This window comes from Wolbachia endosymbiont (group B) of Pammene fasciana, assembly GCF_947251495.1.
Classification (GTDB): Bacteria; Pseudomonadota; Alphaproteobacteria; order Rickettsiales; family Anaplasmataceae; genus Wolbachia.
Window position 1 is genome coordinate 1,030,715 of record NZ_OX366360.1, and the last position, 16,298, is coordinate 1,047,012.

The window sequence follows — 16,298 nt, forward strand, 5'->3', positions numbered from 1 at the left end:
ATGAGAAATGTTATAACCCCAGCATTAACATGAGTATAAGTGTTGGTAGTGTGTCCAACAGCGAAGCAAGGGTCTCATCAAAATGTAAAGAAGTCTATGAACAAATAGAGGAAGAAATGAAAGCAAGCGAAATTTTGCATATTGATGAAATCAGTCACTACAACAAAGGCAAGTTGGGATGGTGCTGGATGTTTGCCAACAATAACTCAAGTCTTATGAAGTTAGCAGATACAAGAGGAATGAGGTTTTTAAAGAATAGTGCATTTTGTGATTACAAAAATCGTGTAATTACCGACAGATATGCAGTTTACAACTACTTCAGTGATGAAAAACGACAAATTTGTTGGGCTCACTTGTTGAGAAATTTCGAGAGGTTATCTCATAGCTGGAATAGTGAAGTAATGAGACTTGGCAATTGTTTAAAAGATGCAGCTAATGGATTATTTGCATTAAAAAATGCTTTGTCAGAAAATGAAATTAGTATTTCAAAGTTCACTAAGCAATCTAAAGAGTTGCGAAGATTTATGCAGTACTGCATGATAAAAATATCTTATATACTTGAAGCAAAAGGAGCTTCACGAACGGTAAAGGGTATTATAAAATCCGAGCCAATGATGTGGACATTTTTGGATGACCCAAAGAATATTCCATTAACGAATAATCATGTTGAACGACAAATACGGCGTTATGTTGTCTATCGTAAGAATTCATATTTTGCACAGTCAGAGCGAGGGAATAGATTCCTTGAGCGGATAATTTCTCTGTATCTCACTTGGAGACAAAAAAAAGTTAAATCCATTTCAAAACCTTTTATCTATTGTCTCTTAAGCCGCACCTCTGAACGGATACCCGTAATTGGGTTTTAAAGCGATTCTACAACCTCAGGGTACAACTATACCACCAAGACCCAAGTTACTCACATAGGGTAGCTTAAAACTCGATTATGAGGTACTTCTAAATTATCTTTTACCTTAAACTTTCACTTACTAGAAAGAGCCCTGTTCAATTTTATTATGTTTTTTATTCCTTGTAAAATATTTTTTCAAAAAAGTGAACAGTTTTTGTAATTTCGGTGAAACAAGAGCTGGTTTTGGAGGTCTTATTGAAATATAACGACTTTTATCTAAAATTCTTAAGTTGAGTTTTTAGGTAATCTGTATAAATAATTTGTAGATGAAGCTAAAGGAAAAAAGTTTTGCCATAAACATAAGCTACAAAACCCTCTCAATAATTCAAGATGGAGACAAAGATCTAAATTTATTTATTTACGTCTCCAATTTTATCGCGTATAATGGAGACAAAGATTTATATTTCGTATTTTATGTCTCCATTGTTTATTGGTAGAAAAACTGAGTTAAAGCAATTACTGGAGCTTACAGAAAAAAATACTGCATCTTTTGTAGTAGTCAAAGGAAGGCGTCGTATAGGAAAAAGTCGTTTAATTCAAGAGTTTGGTAAATACTTCGAGCAATATTACTCCTTTATAGGTTTGCCACCAGAAAAGCATACTACAATGTCCTACCAACTTAATGAATTTTCTAGACAAGTTGCTAGACAATTTAATACATCTTTTGCTAGGTATGATGACTGGAGCGATTTACTATGGGCAGTTGGTGAACGTCTACTATCAGGAAAAACATTATTGCTGTTTGATGAAATTTCTTGGATGGGCTCAAAAGATCCAACCTTTTTAGGCAAAATAAAAAATTTTTGGGATACGCAGCTAAAAAATAATAACAAGCTAATTTTCGTTGTTTGTGGATCAGCTTCATCATGGATCGAGAAAAATATACTTAGTAGTACTGGTTTCGTAGGGAGAATATCGTTAACTTTAACACTCGGAGAATTATCACTTTCTGATTGCAATGAATTTTGGCCAAAAAATATTTCAGCATATGAAAAGTTCAAGGTGCTTGCAGTAACTGGCGGAATTCCAAAGTATTTAGAAGAGGTAAATTTTAAGCATAGCGCTGAAGAAAATATTAAAAGGCTTTGTTTTACAAAAGGTGGGTTTTTAGTTGAAGAATTTAATCAAATATTCTCAGATTTATTCATGCGAAAAACGGCTTTTTATAAGCAAATAGTCAGAGCTCTTTCTACTGGAGCTAAAGAACAAGAAGAAATTTGTGCTACTTTAAATATCGTAAGACATGGACGCATTTCTGAGTATCTACATGAGCTTGAGCTTGCTGGTTTTATTGCAAAAGATCATACTTGGAGTATAAAAACTGGTACTGATTCACGACTCAGGAGATACAGACTTCAAGATAATTATTTAAGGTTTTATCTAAAATATATCGAAAAAGATCTAGGGAAAATTAGTCGTGACACCTATTCTATAGGGTTCTTACCAGAGTGGTATACAATTATTGGGCTTCAATTTGAAAATTTGGTGCTGAACAATAGAAAGAGCATACATAATATCTTAGGGATTGATGGAATAATAAGCGAGAATCCATTTTTTCAGAAAAGAACACGTAATAGTGCAGGTTGTCAAATTGATTATATGATTCAAACGAAGTTTAACACTCTCTACATTTGCGAAATCAAATTTTCAAAAGATAAAATTGGTCATTCAATAATACAAGAGGTACAAAAGAAAATAGATGCACTAAATCGTCCAAAAGGCTTTTCATGTCGTCCAGTCCTTATCCACGTTAATGATGTAAGTGATGATGTTATAGATAGTGGTTACTTTTCACACATAATTGATTTTGGAAAATTATTAAATTGTAAGTAATGGTTTTTCTGACTTTAAAATAGTGTCTTTTTAGTTTTTATGTTTATTCTTAACTTATAGAGGTTGCTTATGACTGATACTTTAACTTTAAAAGAGGGAGATATTGAAACTACTGCTTTTGATAATAGCAATTTTACTAGAGTATTACACGATGGAGAATGGTGGTACGTAATAACAGAAGTAATAGCTTTTCTGACAGGTAGTAAGAACCCATCTGACTATCTAAAAAAGATAAAAAGCAGAGATATAGGGCTTTCTGAAGGATGGGGGTCTGGTAGAGACTTATGACCTTGAAATCAGCGATTTGGTCTCATAACCATAGTCTCCCCAAAAGAACCGTGCTTGCGGATTTCCCGCACACGGCTCCACAATACAGCGTTCACACTAGTGCTCCTGTGTATAAAGAAACATATACCTTTGGTTTTGGTAATGGATTTACTTTTAAATAGTGTATAAATTGTTCCCAATCGATACTTTTCTTTTGACTACGTCGGTTTATCCACTTAAATGCTAACTTTGTTGCCAGTCGATTGAATTGAATCAAACACCGATAATTTCCGCTAACTCCGAAGTAGCTATAGTGTCCTGTTAGTTTGGCTTTAAGTTTCTGCCACCAATCTTTGAGACAGATACGACTTCGTACCATCTTCAACCACTCTTTGATTTCTTTAATCTTTCTAGCTAGGCTTATTTTTGAAGTTTTCTGCTTCATCATAAGTTTACCATTACGACTTTTTCCACAATAATGTGTAAATCCTAGAAAGTTGAAGCTAGCCGTCCTACGTTTCTCTCTTTCTGCTTGATACCATTCTTTCTTACCAAACTTTACTATTTTTGTTTTATTTTCAGCTATTTCCAATCCAAATTTACTTAGTCTTTGTTTCAGTAATTCTAGAAATTCTTTTGCGTCTTCTTCCCTCTCGCAGCCAACTACAAGGAGAGTAGACCGGCGGAGCTTCCCCACCAGTCTCTCGCAGAACTGCACGGAAACCTCTCGGCTTATACAGCTCCCATTATTTAGCCTTTTGATCCTAACCCAAGTGTCCAATGATAGAAAATACTTGGAGACCTCTTTCTCACTTTTCCTAGAAATTGCTTTGCTAGTCTTCCGTGATCACGAAGTTTCTTATATTTTGTCCTGACCCATCTTATGAGGTATCTCTCTATATTTCTAAGAGATGGATACATCTCTGATTTATAAAACCTGCCATAGTACTGAAACCAGCCTCTGACTATTGGATCTATCTTCTTCGATATTTCCTCTAGTGTGGTCCATGTAATCCGATGTATTCTCCATGACTTTATGGTTTTCTTGATCTTCTTCTTGGCTTTGTTACTAATTGCAGGTAGAAATGAGATGAAATAATTCCTCATCTTATTCTTTGCTACTCTAGGTCTAAAAGTATAACCTAGAAAATCAAAGCTTTGTTTAGGAAATTGTTCTTTTCTATCATCATCCTTACTGTACACAATCTGTGTCTTTTCAGGATGTAACTTCAATTTACACTTAGCCAATCTTTCTTCAATCATTACTTTCATAAATCCTGCCTGTCTTTTAGTTCTGCAGTGCACTATCGCATCATCTACATATCTTTCAAATGGTACTGTTGGATAATTTTGTTTCATCCACATATCAAACGCATGGTGCATAAATATGCTTGAAATGATTGGGCTTATTGAACCTCCTTGCGGAACTCCTTTATCCCTTGTTACCCTACTGCCATCTGCTTGCTGAATGGGGGCTTTCATCCACCTCTCAACATACAGTATGACCCATTTGCAGTCTGTGTGTTTCTTGATAGCCTGCAGTGCTAAATCGTGGTCCAGATTGTCGAAAAATCCAGATATATCAAGATCTACCGTCCAATCATTTTTCCAACATCTCTTCTGTGCTGTGTATACCGCATCCAGCGCAGACTTATTTGGTCTATAACCATATGAATCTTCGTGAAATTTCGGTTCTACTAACGGCTCAAGATACATTGTAGCTGCTGTTTGCGCTATTCTGTCGAATACTGAAGGCACACATAAAATTCTTTGCCCTCCTGTATCTTTTGGTATCGCAACAGCTTTTACCGGCTCTGGAAAATAACTTCCGGATGACATCCGATTCCATAATTTGTATAGATTATCCTTTAGATTTTCTTCAAACTTTGTTATCGAGACCTCATCTACACCTGCTGCACCTTTATTTTTCGATACTTGTTTATAAGCTCTCCAAATAAGTTGCTTCGGTATATCAAAAGACTTTGTTTTATTCATTAACTCCTCCCTTTCGGTTGATAAATAATTAAAACTAAATAACTTAGCCCCTTCACTCCATTTCCATTACAGAAACTTCTTCGCTACTACGAGCTAATCCGCCCCTGTTTTTCGCATCGGTACTCTCATCCTCAGAGATCAGCTCTTTGGACTGACCTTACCCATAAAAAGTAGACAGAAAGTTAAGACGTTTTTGAAGTAAAATAAAACGTTTTTTCAAAGAGGTGTGGTATGACAAAAAGAAAAGAATATACAGCAGAATTCAAAATTGAAGCTATAAGACTAGTAAAAGAAACAGGTCAATCATCAGCAAAAATAGCAAGAGATTTGGGTATTAGCAGTGATTCATTAAGCAGATGGGTAAAAACATACAATGATAGAATGTCTGGAGTAGATGCGTTTCCAGGAAAAGGGAAAGTAGCTCATTGTGACAAAGAAAAGTTTGATTTAAAGAAAGAGCTGGCAAGAGTAACGAGGGAAAGAGACATTTTAAAAAAAGCCCTGGGATATTTTGCAAACCAAAAAGAGTAAAATATTCTTTTATAAAAGAGCATGAAAACTGCTGTAAAATAAGAGAGCTATGCAGGTTTTTGAACGTATCTGCTTGTGGTTATTATAAATGGATTTCTAAGGAAAAAAGTAATAAAAAATCAACAAGAGAAGAGCTCATAAAAGATATTCAAAAGATATATCAAGCGTCACAATGCAGATACGGAGCTCCCAAAATCCACGCTGAATTAAAGGTTTTAGGTAAAAATTATAACATCAAAACAGTGCAAAATGTTATGCAGGAAAATGGCATTCAAGCCCAACTTAGACGAAGGTTTAAGACTAAGAAACTTCAAACAGACAATAGAGTTATAACTCCTAACATATTGGATCAGAATTTCACCACTGATCAGCCAAACAAGATATGGGTAACTGATATTACACACATAAACACCAACGAAGGATGGCTATATTTGACAGCAATAATAGATTTATATTCACGCATGGTAGTTGGTTGGTCAATGAGTAATTCAATAAATAAGCAATTAGTTATAGATGCTTTATTGATGGCTGTTGATAGGCGCAAACCCGTTAAAAATCTACTATTTCATAGCGATCAAGGATCGCAATACACCTCTAAAAATTATCAATTTTTACTAAGTACAAAAAATATTACTTCTAGTATGAGTCACAAAGGTTGTTGTTATGATAATGCTGTTTCAGAGAGCTTTTTTAGTTCACTTAAGAGAGAGTTACTCATTGATACTTCACAACACTCTGCACAACAAGCTAAAACCGCAATATTTGAATATATAGAAATTTTTTATAATAAACAGCGTAGACATTCTACTATTAACTATTGCATTCCTGAAAAATTTGATTCATCATTTTCATGAAAAAAACGTCTTAACTACCTGTCTACTTTTTCTGGGTAAGGTCACCCCATCTTCCTTCTTGGAAAGCCTTAACAATACGCCTCTGTAGCCTCATAACAACTTTTTGGCATTTCTTCCAGGATAACTGGTTCCATGCTTCGGAATTGTTGGTAAGTGCACTTACAGTTTTACTTGTAATCATCTGCTTTCCTACCTTAAGTGGTTAACAAAGTTTCTTGTCACGAAGGACCAAATGGAAGTCTGCTCGTTTTCACGCGAATTAATGTTACAAATTCTATCCATTTCATTACAAACTGGCATTCGCTTTCTCCATTCTCCTTTACCTGCACCTTCATCAGCATTCCTTGCGGTTTGCTTGCCATATAGGCGAAAATACAGGCTTACCCTGTTCCTTCTATCATACAACAGTGGGTTAGGTGGCTTCTCTATATCGGTGGAGTTATTATTTGCGTACATCCAGAAATGAAGAATGTAACTTATCCACATTACCTTTTGGTCAGAGCTTATCAGCATCTTTAGCTCTTTCGTAATTACGATACTTATGAAACTTCACTTACGTTCACCATACCACTAAGCCTAGCCCTCCAACCACATGATGCTTGCAGTTTATGCCCCTCTCACGATTGAGCATCTTCTTTTTCAAGAGGAGGTTCATTGTCCGCATCGCTTGGCACCAACCGGTTGCCCGATTCGCACTGATGCGTAGACTCAGACGGCAAAACATCTGGTTTAATAAGTTTTAGAATCCTTTCAGTTTCTTTCTGAATGAATTCCTCTCCTTTTAAACAATATGACCGAAGACTTTCAGGTCGCACCATCTCTCAAATGTATCAGAGATCCTTTTTTTATCGTGAACTAATTAGCCATTTTTATAAAGCTCACTTTCAAAATATTTATTGACTGCATATTCTACTAATACACTGAACATTGCTATTATTGGAATAAAAAATAATATACCTATAAATCCAAAATATGAGGTGCATATGACAACTCCTAAAATAATGATAGTTGGATGTATATGAACTTTTTTTCCTATTAATAAAGGCACTAATATGCTTGAATCTATTAATTGACCAACACTAAATAATAGCAAGACAGCAGCACTTTCAAACCATCCACTAAATTGAGTAATGGCGCTCAAAAATCCGATAATAGTGTATAATAATGGCCCTATATAGGGTATAAATGTTAATATTCCTGATAAAATTCCAATAGCTACAGAATGCTTCAGCCCAATTATGCTAAGGCCCACGGAGTAAAAGATCATCATGATTATACATACGTTTAACTGTCCCCTTAGGTAATTAGATATAATGAAATCTACTTTGGAAAAATAACCTGCAGCTTTTTCTCTGTAAAGAATGGGAATTAGTTTATTAGCCTTTTCTACAATTGCAGGCCAATCACGTAATACATAAAAAAACACCACAAGCGTAATAGCTATTAATGATACCATGTAAATCAAATTAAAGCTTGAATTTAGCACTTGAATTATAAGATTACTGCCCATGCTAAGAGCATTTATAAAATAAGATATATAATCACTGTAATTTTCTACTAGATTTTTAGACAAATGATCAAATAAACTATCTTCAGTTTTTATATTAAGAAATTCTAGCACAGAAGGAATCACTTTAAGCTTTAATGAAGGTATCTTATTTACTAAGAAATTTAATATTAAAGTAATTTGAAAATATATAATAGGTAAAACAAATGTAATAACTAATATAAAAGCTATCAATAAGGCAAGTGTTATAAAAACTACAGAACATGAACGCGGTATTCTATATTTTTCAAACTTGGTTACTAGCGGGTTAAATAGATGTGCAACAAAAACAGATATTAGACACGGAACAATCATAGGACGCATCAAAAATAATGCCCCTATTATGAAAAGCAGTACACAACAAATAGTTATATGACGTTTTTGCATGTGTTTAGAATAGTTAATTTACCGAAAAATATAAAGTTTTTTGTAAGTACTATCTATTCATTATTTTATTAGGCATGAGATCAGCCAAATTTTCACTCAATTGCCAACTAGATAAAACTCCGTTATGCGGGTTATCTGTAAAGCCTCTCAGATTAACGATCTTAATCGAATTTCTATTTAACAATAGATCATCTACTGCCTTTGCCAATTGTGCAGGATATGGTATTAAGGTGTCTCTTTCATGATTAATGACTACTATTGGTATATTATCATTTTGTAGCTTTTGTATATTGCTTACTATATCAAAATCTAAATTTAGGACCTTAAGCATCTTTTTCAATAAGCATGAGGGCAGTACACTTAAAATTTTTGCTTGAGGAATTGGAAAATGCTTTATTGCATTATGAAAAGAGCTGAAAGTGCTAGTAAAAATAACGCCTCCAAGTTTAATATTTTTGTCTGTAAAATATTTTAATACTTCTGATGCAACTGCTCCCCCAAAAGAATGGCCGAAAAGTATTATATTTTCCGATTTCACACCCTTCTCCATTAATTCATTGATTTTTTCTATTGAAGACTTAGATAAGCTTTGATTCTTATTTATAAATGGAATCATGAGTGGTGGTACAGATAAAAAGGTGCAAGTTAAAGCTGCTAAGATGGCTAAACTTGCTGTACTAGATGTCATTGGATTAGTAAGTAATATTAACAGTTGGTAATAGTATTGATGTTCCTAAAAACAAGAAACTAGCTATTGCGTAAGTTATATAGTTTTGAAATGCAATTGGGTATTTATGTGCATGAGTGTAAAAATTAGACCTATGGAGATATGTAGATCTATCTTGTATATACCTGGCCGCATTCTTATAATTATCACCTATTCCATGAAAAAATATAAGATGTATCTCATTTTCTTTATTATACTTAGCAACGTGTATTATTTTCCTCTAGCATATATTACACCTAGTAAAAGAATATTCTTTTTTGAGAATTGGATCAACTTTTTTAAAATGCTAGATAACTTGTATTAACACCGAAAATGGTAAGCATGTACACTAACAGACTTGAGGAATACAAGATAGCAGCATTAATAGTTGCAGCAGGAGTAGGCAGTAGATGCAATGCCAAAATCCCTAAACAGTATATAAAATTGGCAGGTAAGTCTGTTTTATTTCACACAATTAGGAAATTCTTAGCTAATCAGTACATAAGTTACATAAGAGTGGTAGTGAATGAAAGTCAAAAAGATTTCTATAAAGAAGTTACGTCATCAACTATAGATACTAAATTGCTGAGTCCAGTATGTGGAGGAAAAAGCAGGCAGAGTTCAGTTAAACTTGGACTGGAGAGTTTGCAAAAGATCAATCCAGATTTTGTTATTATACATGACGCTTGTAGGCCTTTTGTATCAAATATTCTAATAAACAACTTGATTGAATCTATGATTAATGGTCAATATACAGGAGTAGTTCCAGCAATAGAAGTCGAGGATACTATATCGTTGGTGAGTAATAATTTCATTGAATCTACGATTTCAAGAGAAAAACTTAGAGCCATGCAAACTCCTCAAATTTTTAATTTCAGAGAATTATTATCGTGCCATCAATCAGTCAAAGAATTTACTGATGATTCATCACTAATGGTAGAGCATAAAAAACATGTTGCGATTATTGAAGGTGAGAAAAAGAATTTTAAGTTAACTACAAAAGAGGATATCAATATGGCAAAACTTCTCTTTGGAGAGCCAAAATTCCGTGTCGGAACCGGTTATGATATACATAAATTTGTTAAAATTCAAAATGATGCTAAGAGCTTTATAAAAATTTGCGGTGTGGAAATTGAGCATAATATGGCAATAGAGGCACATTCCGATGGTGATGTTGCAATACATGCAATCGTTGATGCAATACTCGGAGCACTAGGATGTGGCGATATAGGAGAACATTTTCCTCCTAATTCCTCTAAATGGAAGGATTGCAATTCATCTCATTTTCTTGACTTTGCTGCTAAAAAAGCACAGGAAAAAGGATATAGCGTGTCTAATTTAGATATTACTATAGTTTGTGAAGAGCCTAAAATATCGCCTTACAAAGCAGGAATGAAGGAATTCATATCAAAAATATTAGAAATTAATGGTGAATTCGTAAATATCAAAGCAACCACAGCGGAAAAATTAGGTTCTATTGGAAGAAATGAGGGAATAGCAACGTATGCTTCTGTGCTATTGCGTGCAAATTTTTATTGAAGGTAGAAACGAAATAACTTACTTGACAAACTCCACCATTTCACTTCCATTGCAAGGAAAGTGGGAAGGTTTGTCAAGAAATTTCTATGAGCTACTTTCGACATTAATAGCTGATTCAAGTCTTCTATTCAAAATTTTCAATATAAAATCCAATTCATTTGAGTTGTTATAACGTATCATGACTTTACCCTTAGAATTACTGTCATTAATTTTGATCTTTAAACCAAGCTGAGAAGATATAGCTCCTTCTAATACTGCCATATCTTGATTTTTAGTACACTTATGCTCTTTTCGGTCGTTATTTTGTTGTAAGTCTTTTATCAATTTTTCAGTTCGCCTAACGCTCAGGCCCTGAGAAACTATTCTTTCTGCAATACTTTCCGCATTTTCAACATTAATCAATGCTCTTGCATGACCCATAGACAATTTTTTCTCGTTGATCATTGTTTTTACTCCATTAGGGAGTGACAGCATTCGTATCATATTGGTTATGTGACTGCGGCTTTTACCTAAAGTTAAGGCTAATTCTTCGTGTGTATAGGAGAATTCATCTATTAGTTTTCTGTACGCCTCACCTTCTTCTATTGGATTAATATCTTGCCTCTGTATGTTTTCAATTATCGATACTTCTAAGCATTCCTTGTCATTTAAATCTTTTATGATAACCGGCACACTATCAAGATTTATGACCTTACTTGCTCGCCAACGACGTTCCCCTGCTACTATTTCATAACCTTCATTACTTGGATCTTTGCGCACCACAACAGGTTGTATTATACCATTTTTCTCTATCGAACCTGCAAGTTCTTTTAATGACTCCTCATCAAAATATTTTCTCGGCTGAAATTTGCTCGGGTGTAGTAATGAAATAGGTAACCGATCTTCTTTATTACCATAATTATCGCCTATGAGGCCAGCAAGACCTCTACCTAAGCGCCTATTGTCCTTCACGCTGCACCCTCACTTATCAGCTTTTTCTCTTTACAGATGCTCATGTGTTTCTTTAAAATTTCTTTTGCCAAACTTATATATGCTTGTGCACCAGGACACTTAAGATCATATACAATAGCAGGTTTTCCATGAGAAGGCGCTTCTGATAACCGTACATTACGTGGAATAATGGTCTCATACAAGGGGATAATAGTTTTATATACTTTATCATTTAAATATTGGCAAATATCATTTTTAATCTGCTCACTAAGTTTGTTGCGTCTGTCATACATTGTGAGCAATATTCCTTCTATTAACAGGAAAGGGTTTAGGTTATTTCTTTTTATCAGCTCTACAGTCTTAACTAAATGGCTCAATCCTTCCAGAGCGAAAAATTCACACTGAAGAGGAACAATAATCGAGTCAGCAGCGGTCAGAGCATTGATAGTAAGCAGACCAAGTGATGGAGGACAATCGATAATTATGTACTCATAATTATTACGTACTTTCTCTAGCGTATCTTTTAGTACGAATTTTCCCTGCTCAAGTTGTGATAGCTCAATTTCTGCAGCTGATAAGTCAACCACTGATGAAATCAGCGATAGATTTGGAATTTCCTTTATATTGAAAATTGCCGATTCCACCAATTCACTTTCGCTGCTCAGCAGTATTTTATATATATTTTTTTCTTCCCTGCTACGATAAGAAATCCCAAGTCCTGTACTAGCATTTCCTTGAGGGTCAAGATCTACCAGTAAAGTACTTTTTCCCACAGCAGCAAAGGCTGTTGATAAATTTATACTAGTTGTAGTTTTACCAACTCCACCCTTTTGATTTACTATTGCAATGATCTTGCTCACGCCTTTTATCTTATGTATAAAATAACTCTATTGTATATATGCAAGAAATTTTTGCATTAGAAAAATTTTTTTGTTGCCAATCATGCTCAAAGTAAACTGCCTTTTTTTGTCTTGTGTAACACACTTTGAACCTTATTTCCTAACTCATTCAGAGTAAATGGTTTGGGTAAAAAATGGAAGTCTTCTATATTGATTTCATCGCTCTTTAAAAAAGCATCCTCTGTATACCCAGAAATAAAAATAACTTTGATGTTTGGCCTATGTATCAATGTTTCTTTAACTATTTCTGGACCACTCACCTCTGGCATGATTACATCAGTGATTATTAGATCTATGTGTTGATTTTTTTTTCTAATGATCTCTAGTGCCTCGCTGCCTATACTCGCTTCTATTACATTAAATCCTTTTCTTGTAAGAGCCTTAGCAGTAAATTCCCTTACTGAATCTTCATCTTCAATTAATAAAATTATACCATTACCTTTAATCTCTACCGGTTTCTCTATTTCTTTACTATCTTCCTCTTTATCATTTTCATCCGATATGTAAACTATGGGCAAAAATATGCTAAATTTAGTTCCATGATTCACTTTGCTAGCAACATAGATGTATCCTTCGGTTTGTTTAATAATGCCATATACAGTAGAGAGGCCAAGACCTGTACCAGAAGTAATATCTTTGGTAGAAAAAAATGGATCAAATGCCTTTTCAATTATATCACTCGTCATTCCACATCCAGTATCAATCACTTCAATCACAACATAATTCCCATGTTCAATCGTTTCCTTATCTGGAGAAAACATATCCTGAGGTGTAGAATTTAATGAATCAACCTTTTGATTAAAGGTTCGTATAGTTAACTCTCCCCCCTTTTCCATAGCAGCACCAGCATTAACTGCTAAGTTAAGCATAACTTGCTCTAATTGTCCTTGGTCAGCCCTAACAGCACCCAAATCGCTACCATAATAAATATTAAATTTTATATTTTCACCTATTAATCTTTTGATCATTTCATAAAGATTAGCTATCGTACCATTTACATTAATAATCTTTGGCTGCAAAGTCTGTCTTCTTGAAAAAGCAAGCAGTTGTCTTACTAAATTTGACCCACGTTTTGCATTTTGCTGTATCTGTATTATATCTCCAAAAGATGGATCGCTAGCTGAGTGCTGGAGTAAAAGCAAATCACAAAATCCTATTATTCCGGTTAATATATTATTGAAATCATGTGCAATACCACCTGCTAATTGCCCTATAGCTTGCACCTTTTGATAATGCTCAAGTTTTATCTCTAGTTTTTTACGTTCAGTATTATCAATAAAATAACAAAGTATGAACATCACTTTATTATGAAGAAACTTATTAAAATATATTTTCATGTTATTACCGCCATTGAGCTGCACATCAAAGGACGCATTATTTATCCTATTACTTGAAAAATATTCACGCACTTTCATATGATAACCATCTGATATCAATGCAAAGATAGAATCATTACTTGACCCCGCAAGTTTTACTAATGCTATATTTTTCTTTATAAAATTGCCATTTATATCGCATTGTGCAATAGCAATTGACGAATTTGTAAAACAAGGGTGTAGTTGATAATCAACAATATTTGATTCAGTTGGTGTTATAAAGCCGTGTATATAGCTATGATTGTATTTATCACAAAATATAGCAGTACTCATATAAGCCTTAAATGGAGCACCGCTTATAGTAAAAAACATAATTTCATTTTTGGTTATTGTATCGTCATACTTAGATTGAGATATAAAATCATTGATTGAGCTACCTTTTTCCAATTTTTTTAGTTCAAACATGTCTAAAAATCTTTTATTTACAGATAAGATACCTCCTTTTGTATTTGCAACGTAAGTTGCTATATTGTGTTTCTCTATCAACTCTTCATATACCTGCTCTTTGTTTACCTGTGTTGCCTTCAGTACAAAATACCCATTCGGTCTTGCTATTGGGGCTAATGATAAATTTAAAGTCTTATTACTATTTATAGCAATTTGTGGATTATCCGGTATTGGTTCAGAGAGCAAAAGAAAGTTAGATATTCTACTCTTCTTGCTTAAGGAAATGCATACTTTTACAGAAGTGTTATTTCTTAACGCATGATAGAGTGATTTTCTGTCTTTTTCTGACACATCTCCTGCTTCAAGAATTTTATCTAGCGTAACATCATCGTTTATGTGATCTTTGAACCTTTCGTAGAACCTCGCATCAGCATAAATAATACCCTCATCTTTATGTAAAATGAGACAAAACTCTGTATTATGATTCAGCGCATTTGCAAATATTGCATTTTGAAACTCTATGATATTAAGTAGATACTTGTAACGTTTTATATTATATACCACAAAGAGAGTCATTAGAATGCTAATTAATAAATTAATCTCTATATTAACATGCTGACTATATACATTAGAAAAATAGAGTACTGATATTGCTATTGGAGGTAAGAACATAATGACTGCCATCACAATAATTGACATCCCATAATTTCTTAGTATGAAGTCAACTCTGTTCTCTTTTTTGTTATCTATGTATCTTTTACTCATTATTATTGCTTGGCATCCTTGCACATATAAAAATATTCTACTATATTGATTTAATTATTATAGATTTATTAACATCCTTGATGAGTAGTTACTATCCCAATCTAATTAAGTCCTGTAAATATAGAGTACAATAATATTAATAAGCCAACAGAAGGCATTATGGAAAAACAAAAGACACAAGCATTTGAATGGTTCTGCGCACTGAGAAACAAGATCACCGAATCTTTCTTATCAATTGAGGTACAGTCATTCACACAACCAAAAATCGAAAAAAGAAAGTGGAACCGACCAGGTGGAGGAAGTGGTGAATCTACAATTATCTTTGGTAATATTTTTGAAAAAGTTGGAGTAAACGTTTCAAGAGTATACGGAAAGCTCGAAGACTCAGCCATTAATGAAATTCCTGGTGCAAGTGAAAGCAATGGAGAGTTTTGGGCAAGCGGTATATCTTTAGTGTCTCACATGCAATCTCCCCTTATCCCTGCAGCACATATGAACACAAGATTGATATATACCTCAAAACAATGGTTTGGTGGAGGAATGGACTTTACTCCAATTTATAAGGATGAGGGAGATTGCAAGTATATTCACGAATCAATTAAAGCAACTTGCGATGAGTTCAACATCGAATATTATCCGAAATTTAAAAAGCAATGTGATGATTACTTTTTTTTACAACATAGAAAAGAGCCACGTGGTATTGGTGGAATTTTTTATGACAATCTAACTTCTGGCAACTGGAAAAACGATTTTGAGTTCACAAAAGCAGTAGGTGAAGCCTTTTTAGAAATTTACTTACACATCATACACAAACATATGCAAAAATCTTGGACAAAAGAACAACGAGAAGAACAATTGATAAAACGTGGCAGATATGTGGAGTTCAATCTTCTTTATGATCGTGGTACAAGGTTTGGTTTAATGACTAATGGTAACCCCGATGCAATTATGATGTCGATGCCTCCTCTTGTTAAGTGGGTGTGAAAAGCGATTATTAATATAAAATAAATCGTTATAGTTTAAGATTGTACCACATATGGTGAGCTTTTGTATAGAGGGGTACAATCATGGGTATAAGTAGATAGTTTTTTAATTAAATCCGCTAGAAATAGCAATATAAGAGGCGTGAGGCTAGCTTTAAGTCTTCATAATATAGTAAACAGCTTTGAAAAACTCTTTTCTAGAATTAATCCTTTTAGGAACAAGGGGTCATTTGACTTGAATAATGATCAAACTTTAAATCGAGCTTTAGAGTATGCAGTAACAAATCTTGATCATAATGTAATGACGTTACTTATTAGTGCTGGAGCAAATATTAATGAGATAAATAATAGTATAGGAAATGTAATCCTTCAATACAAAATAGCATCATAAGC

Annotated in this window: 12 protein-coding genes and 3 pseudogenes; 7 read left to right on the forward strand and 8 right to left on the reverse strand. The window is 33.9% G+C overall.

The genetic code is table 11. The annotated features are described in order from the left end of the window. Positions 1-14: 14 nt before the first annotated feature. The 3 genes and pseudogenes from tnpC to OPR29_RS04810 form a co-directional block, all read left to right on the forward strand. Positions 15-828 (forward strand): annotated as a pseudogene (gene tnpC, locus OPR29_RS04800) (IS66 family transposase); the annotation flags it as partial. Between the two features lie 493 nt (positions 829-1,321). Next, the gene (locus tag OPR29_RS04805; RefSeq protein WP_265025150.1) at positions 1,322-2,740 is read left to right on the forward strand and encodes an AAA family ATPase; all 1,419 of its coding nucleotides are present in this window, start codon (positions 1,322-1,324) and stop codon (positions 2,738-2,740) included. Between the two features lie 69 nt (positions 2,741-2,809). Continuing rightward, the gene (locus OPR29_RS04810) at positions 2,810-3,028 is read left to right on the forward strand and encodes a BRO-N domain-containing protein (protein ID WP_265025151.1); all 219 of its coding nucleotides are present in this window, start codon (positions 2,810-2,812) and stop codon (positions 3,026-3,028) included. Between the two features lie 91 nt (positions 3,029-3,119). Here the strand turns inward: OPR29_RS04810 and OPR29_RS04815 are convergent, their stop codons facing one another. Together OPR29_RS04815 and ltrA are read right to left on the reverse strand one after the other, a co-directional pair. After that, positions 3,120-3,704 carry an RNA-dependent RNA polymerase family protein gene (locus tag OPR29_RS04815; protein WP_265025152.1) on the reverse strand — a complete coding sequence of 195 codons (585 nt, stop codon included), beginning with the start codon at positions 3,702-3,704 and terminating at the stop codon, positions 3,120-3,122. A 53-nt stretch (positions 3,705-3,757) separates the two neighbouring features. Next, positions 3,758-5,002, reverse strand: coding sequence for a group II intron reverse transcriptase/maturase (ltrA, locus tag OPR29_RS04820; RefSeq protein ID WP_265025153.1), 1,245 nt, complete (start codon positions 5,000-5,002; stop codon positions 3,758-3,760). Between the two features lie 231 nt (positions 5,003-5,233). On the opposite strand from ltrA, the pseudogene OPR29_RS04830 reads away from it, so the two are divergent. After that, a pseudogene (locus OPR29_RS04830) lies at positions 5,234-6,387 on the forward strand (IS3 family transposase). A 22-nt stretch (positions 6,388-6,409) separates the two neighbouring features. Here OPR29_RS04830 and OPR29_RS06030 read toward each other — a convergent pair. The 3 genes and pseudogenes from OPR29_RS06030 to OPR29_RS06080 form a co-directional block, all read right to left on the reverse strand. Then, the gene (locus OPR29_RS06030) at positions 6,410-6,568 is read right to left on the reverse strand and encodes a reverse transcriptase N-terminal domain-containing protein (RefSeq protein ID WP_406848649.1); all 159 of its coding nucleotides are present in this window, start codon (positions 6,566-6,568) and stop codon (positions 6,410-6,412) included. A gap of 678 nt (positions 6,569-7,246) precedes the next feature. After that, positions 7,247-8,320 (reverse strand): AI-2E family transporter, encoded by a 1,074-nt coding sequence (locus OPR29_RS04835; RefSeq protein ID WP_213863752.1) that lies wholly within the window; start codon positions 8,318-8,320, stop codon positions 7,247-7,249. A gap of 49 nt (positions 8,321-8,369) precedes the next feature. After that, positions 8,370-9,258, reverse strand: a pseudogene (locus tag OPR29_RS06080) (alpha/beta hydrolase family protein). Positions 9,259-9,359: 101 nt separating this feature from the next. Here OPR29_RS06080 and ispD point away from each other — a divergent pair. Beyond that, positions 9,360-10,565 carry a 2-C-methyl-D-erythritol 4-phosphate cytidylyltransferase gene (ispD, locus tag OPR29_RS04845; RefSeq protein WP_264376683.1) on the forward strand — a complete coding sequence of 402 codons (1,206 nt, stop codon included), beginning with the start codon at positions 9,360-9,362 and terminating at the stop codon, positions 10,563-10,565. Between the two features lie 84 nt (positions 10,566-10,649). On the opposite strand, the gene OPR29_RS04850 is transcribed toward ispD, so the two are convergent. The 3 genes from OPR29_RS04850 to OPR29_RS04860 form a co-directional block, all read right to left on the reverse strand. Beyond that, entirely contained in the window at positions 10,650-11,516 is an 867-nt protein-coding gene (locus OPR29_RS04850) for a ParB/RepB/Spo0J family partition protein (protein WP_213863753.1), read from the reverse strand. Continuing rightward, positions 11,513-12,355 (reverse strand): ParA family protein, encoded by an 843-nt coding sequence (locus OPR29_RS04855; RefSeq protein ID WP_006014513.1) that lies wholly within the window; start codon positions 12,353-12,355, stop codon positions 11,513-11,515. The genes OPR29_RS04850 and OPR29_RS04855 overlap by 4 nt, the downstream gene beginning before the upstream one ends. A gap of 86 nt (positions 12,356-12,441) precedes the next feature. After that, a complete protein-coding gene (locus OPR29_RS04860) occupies positions 12,442-14,922 on the reverse strand; it encodes a response regulator (RefSeq protein ID WP_007302355.1) in 2,481 nt (826 codons plus the stop codon). A 159-nt stretch (positions 14,923-15,081) separates the two neighbouring features. Between OPR29_RS04860 and hemF the strand changes: the two genes are divergently transcribed. Both hemF and OPR29_RS04870 read left to right on the forward strand, forming a co-directional pair. Beyond that, positions 15,082-15,906 (forward strand): oxygen-dependent coproporphyrinogen oxidase, encoded by an 825-nt coding sequence (hemF, locus tag OPR29_RS04865; RefSeq protein WP_052264973.1) that lies wholly within the window; start codon positions 15,082-15,084, stop codon positions 15,904-15,906. Positions 15,907-16,140: 234 nt separating this feature from the next. Continuing rightward, positions 16,141-16,296, forward strand: a complete 156-nt coding sequence (locus OPR29_RS04870) for a hypothetical protein (RefSeq protein WP_007302353.1) — start codon at positions 16,141-16,143, stop codon at positions 16,294-16,296. Positions 16,297-16,298 lie beyond the last annotated feature (2 nt).

Coding starts and splice junctions, on each gene's coding strand:
- hemF (WP_052264973.1), top strand. CDS start 15,082: ATGGAAAAACAAAAGACACAAGCATTTGAATGGTTCTGCGCACTGAGA.
- OPR29_RS04860 (WP_007302355.1), bottom strand. CDS start 14,922: ATGAGTAAAAGATACATAGATAACAAAAAAGAGAACAGAGTTGACTTC.
- ltrA (WP_265025153.1), bottom strand. CDS start 5,002: ATGAATAAAACAAAGTCTTTTGATATACCGAAGCAACTTATTTGGAGA.
- OPR29_RS04805 (WP_265025150.1), top strand. CDS start 1,322: ATGTCTCCATTGTTTATTGGTAGAAAAACTGAGTTAAAGCAATTACTG.
- OPR29_RS04810 (WP_265025151.1), top strand. CDS start 2,810: ATGACTGATACTTTAACTTTAAAAGAGGGAGATATTGAAACTACTGCT.
- OPR29_RS04835 (WP_213863752.1), bottom strand. CDS start 8,320: ATGCAAAAACGTCATATAACTATTTGTTGTGTACTGCTTTTCATAATA.
- ispD (WP_264376683.1), top strand. CDS start 9,360: ATGGTAAGCATGTACACTAACAGACTTGAGGAATACAAGATAGCAGCA.
- OPR29_RS06030 (WP_406848649.1), bottom strand. CDS start 6,568: ATGATTACAAGTAAAACTGTAAGTGCACTTACCAACAATTCCGAAGCA.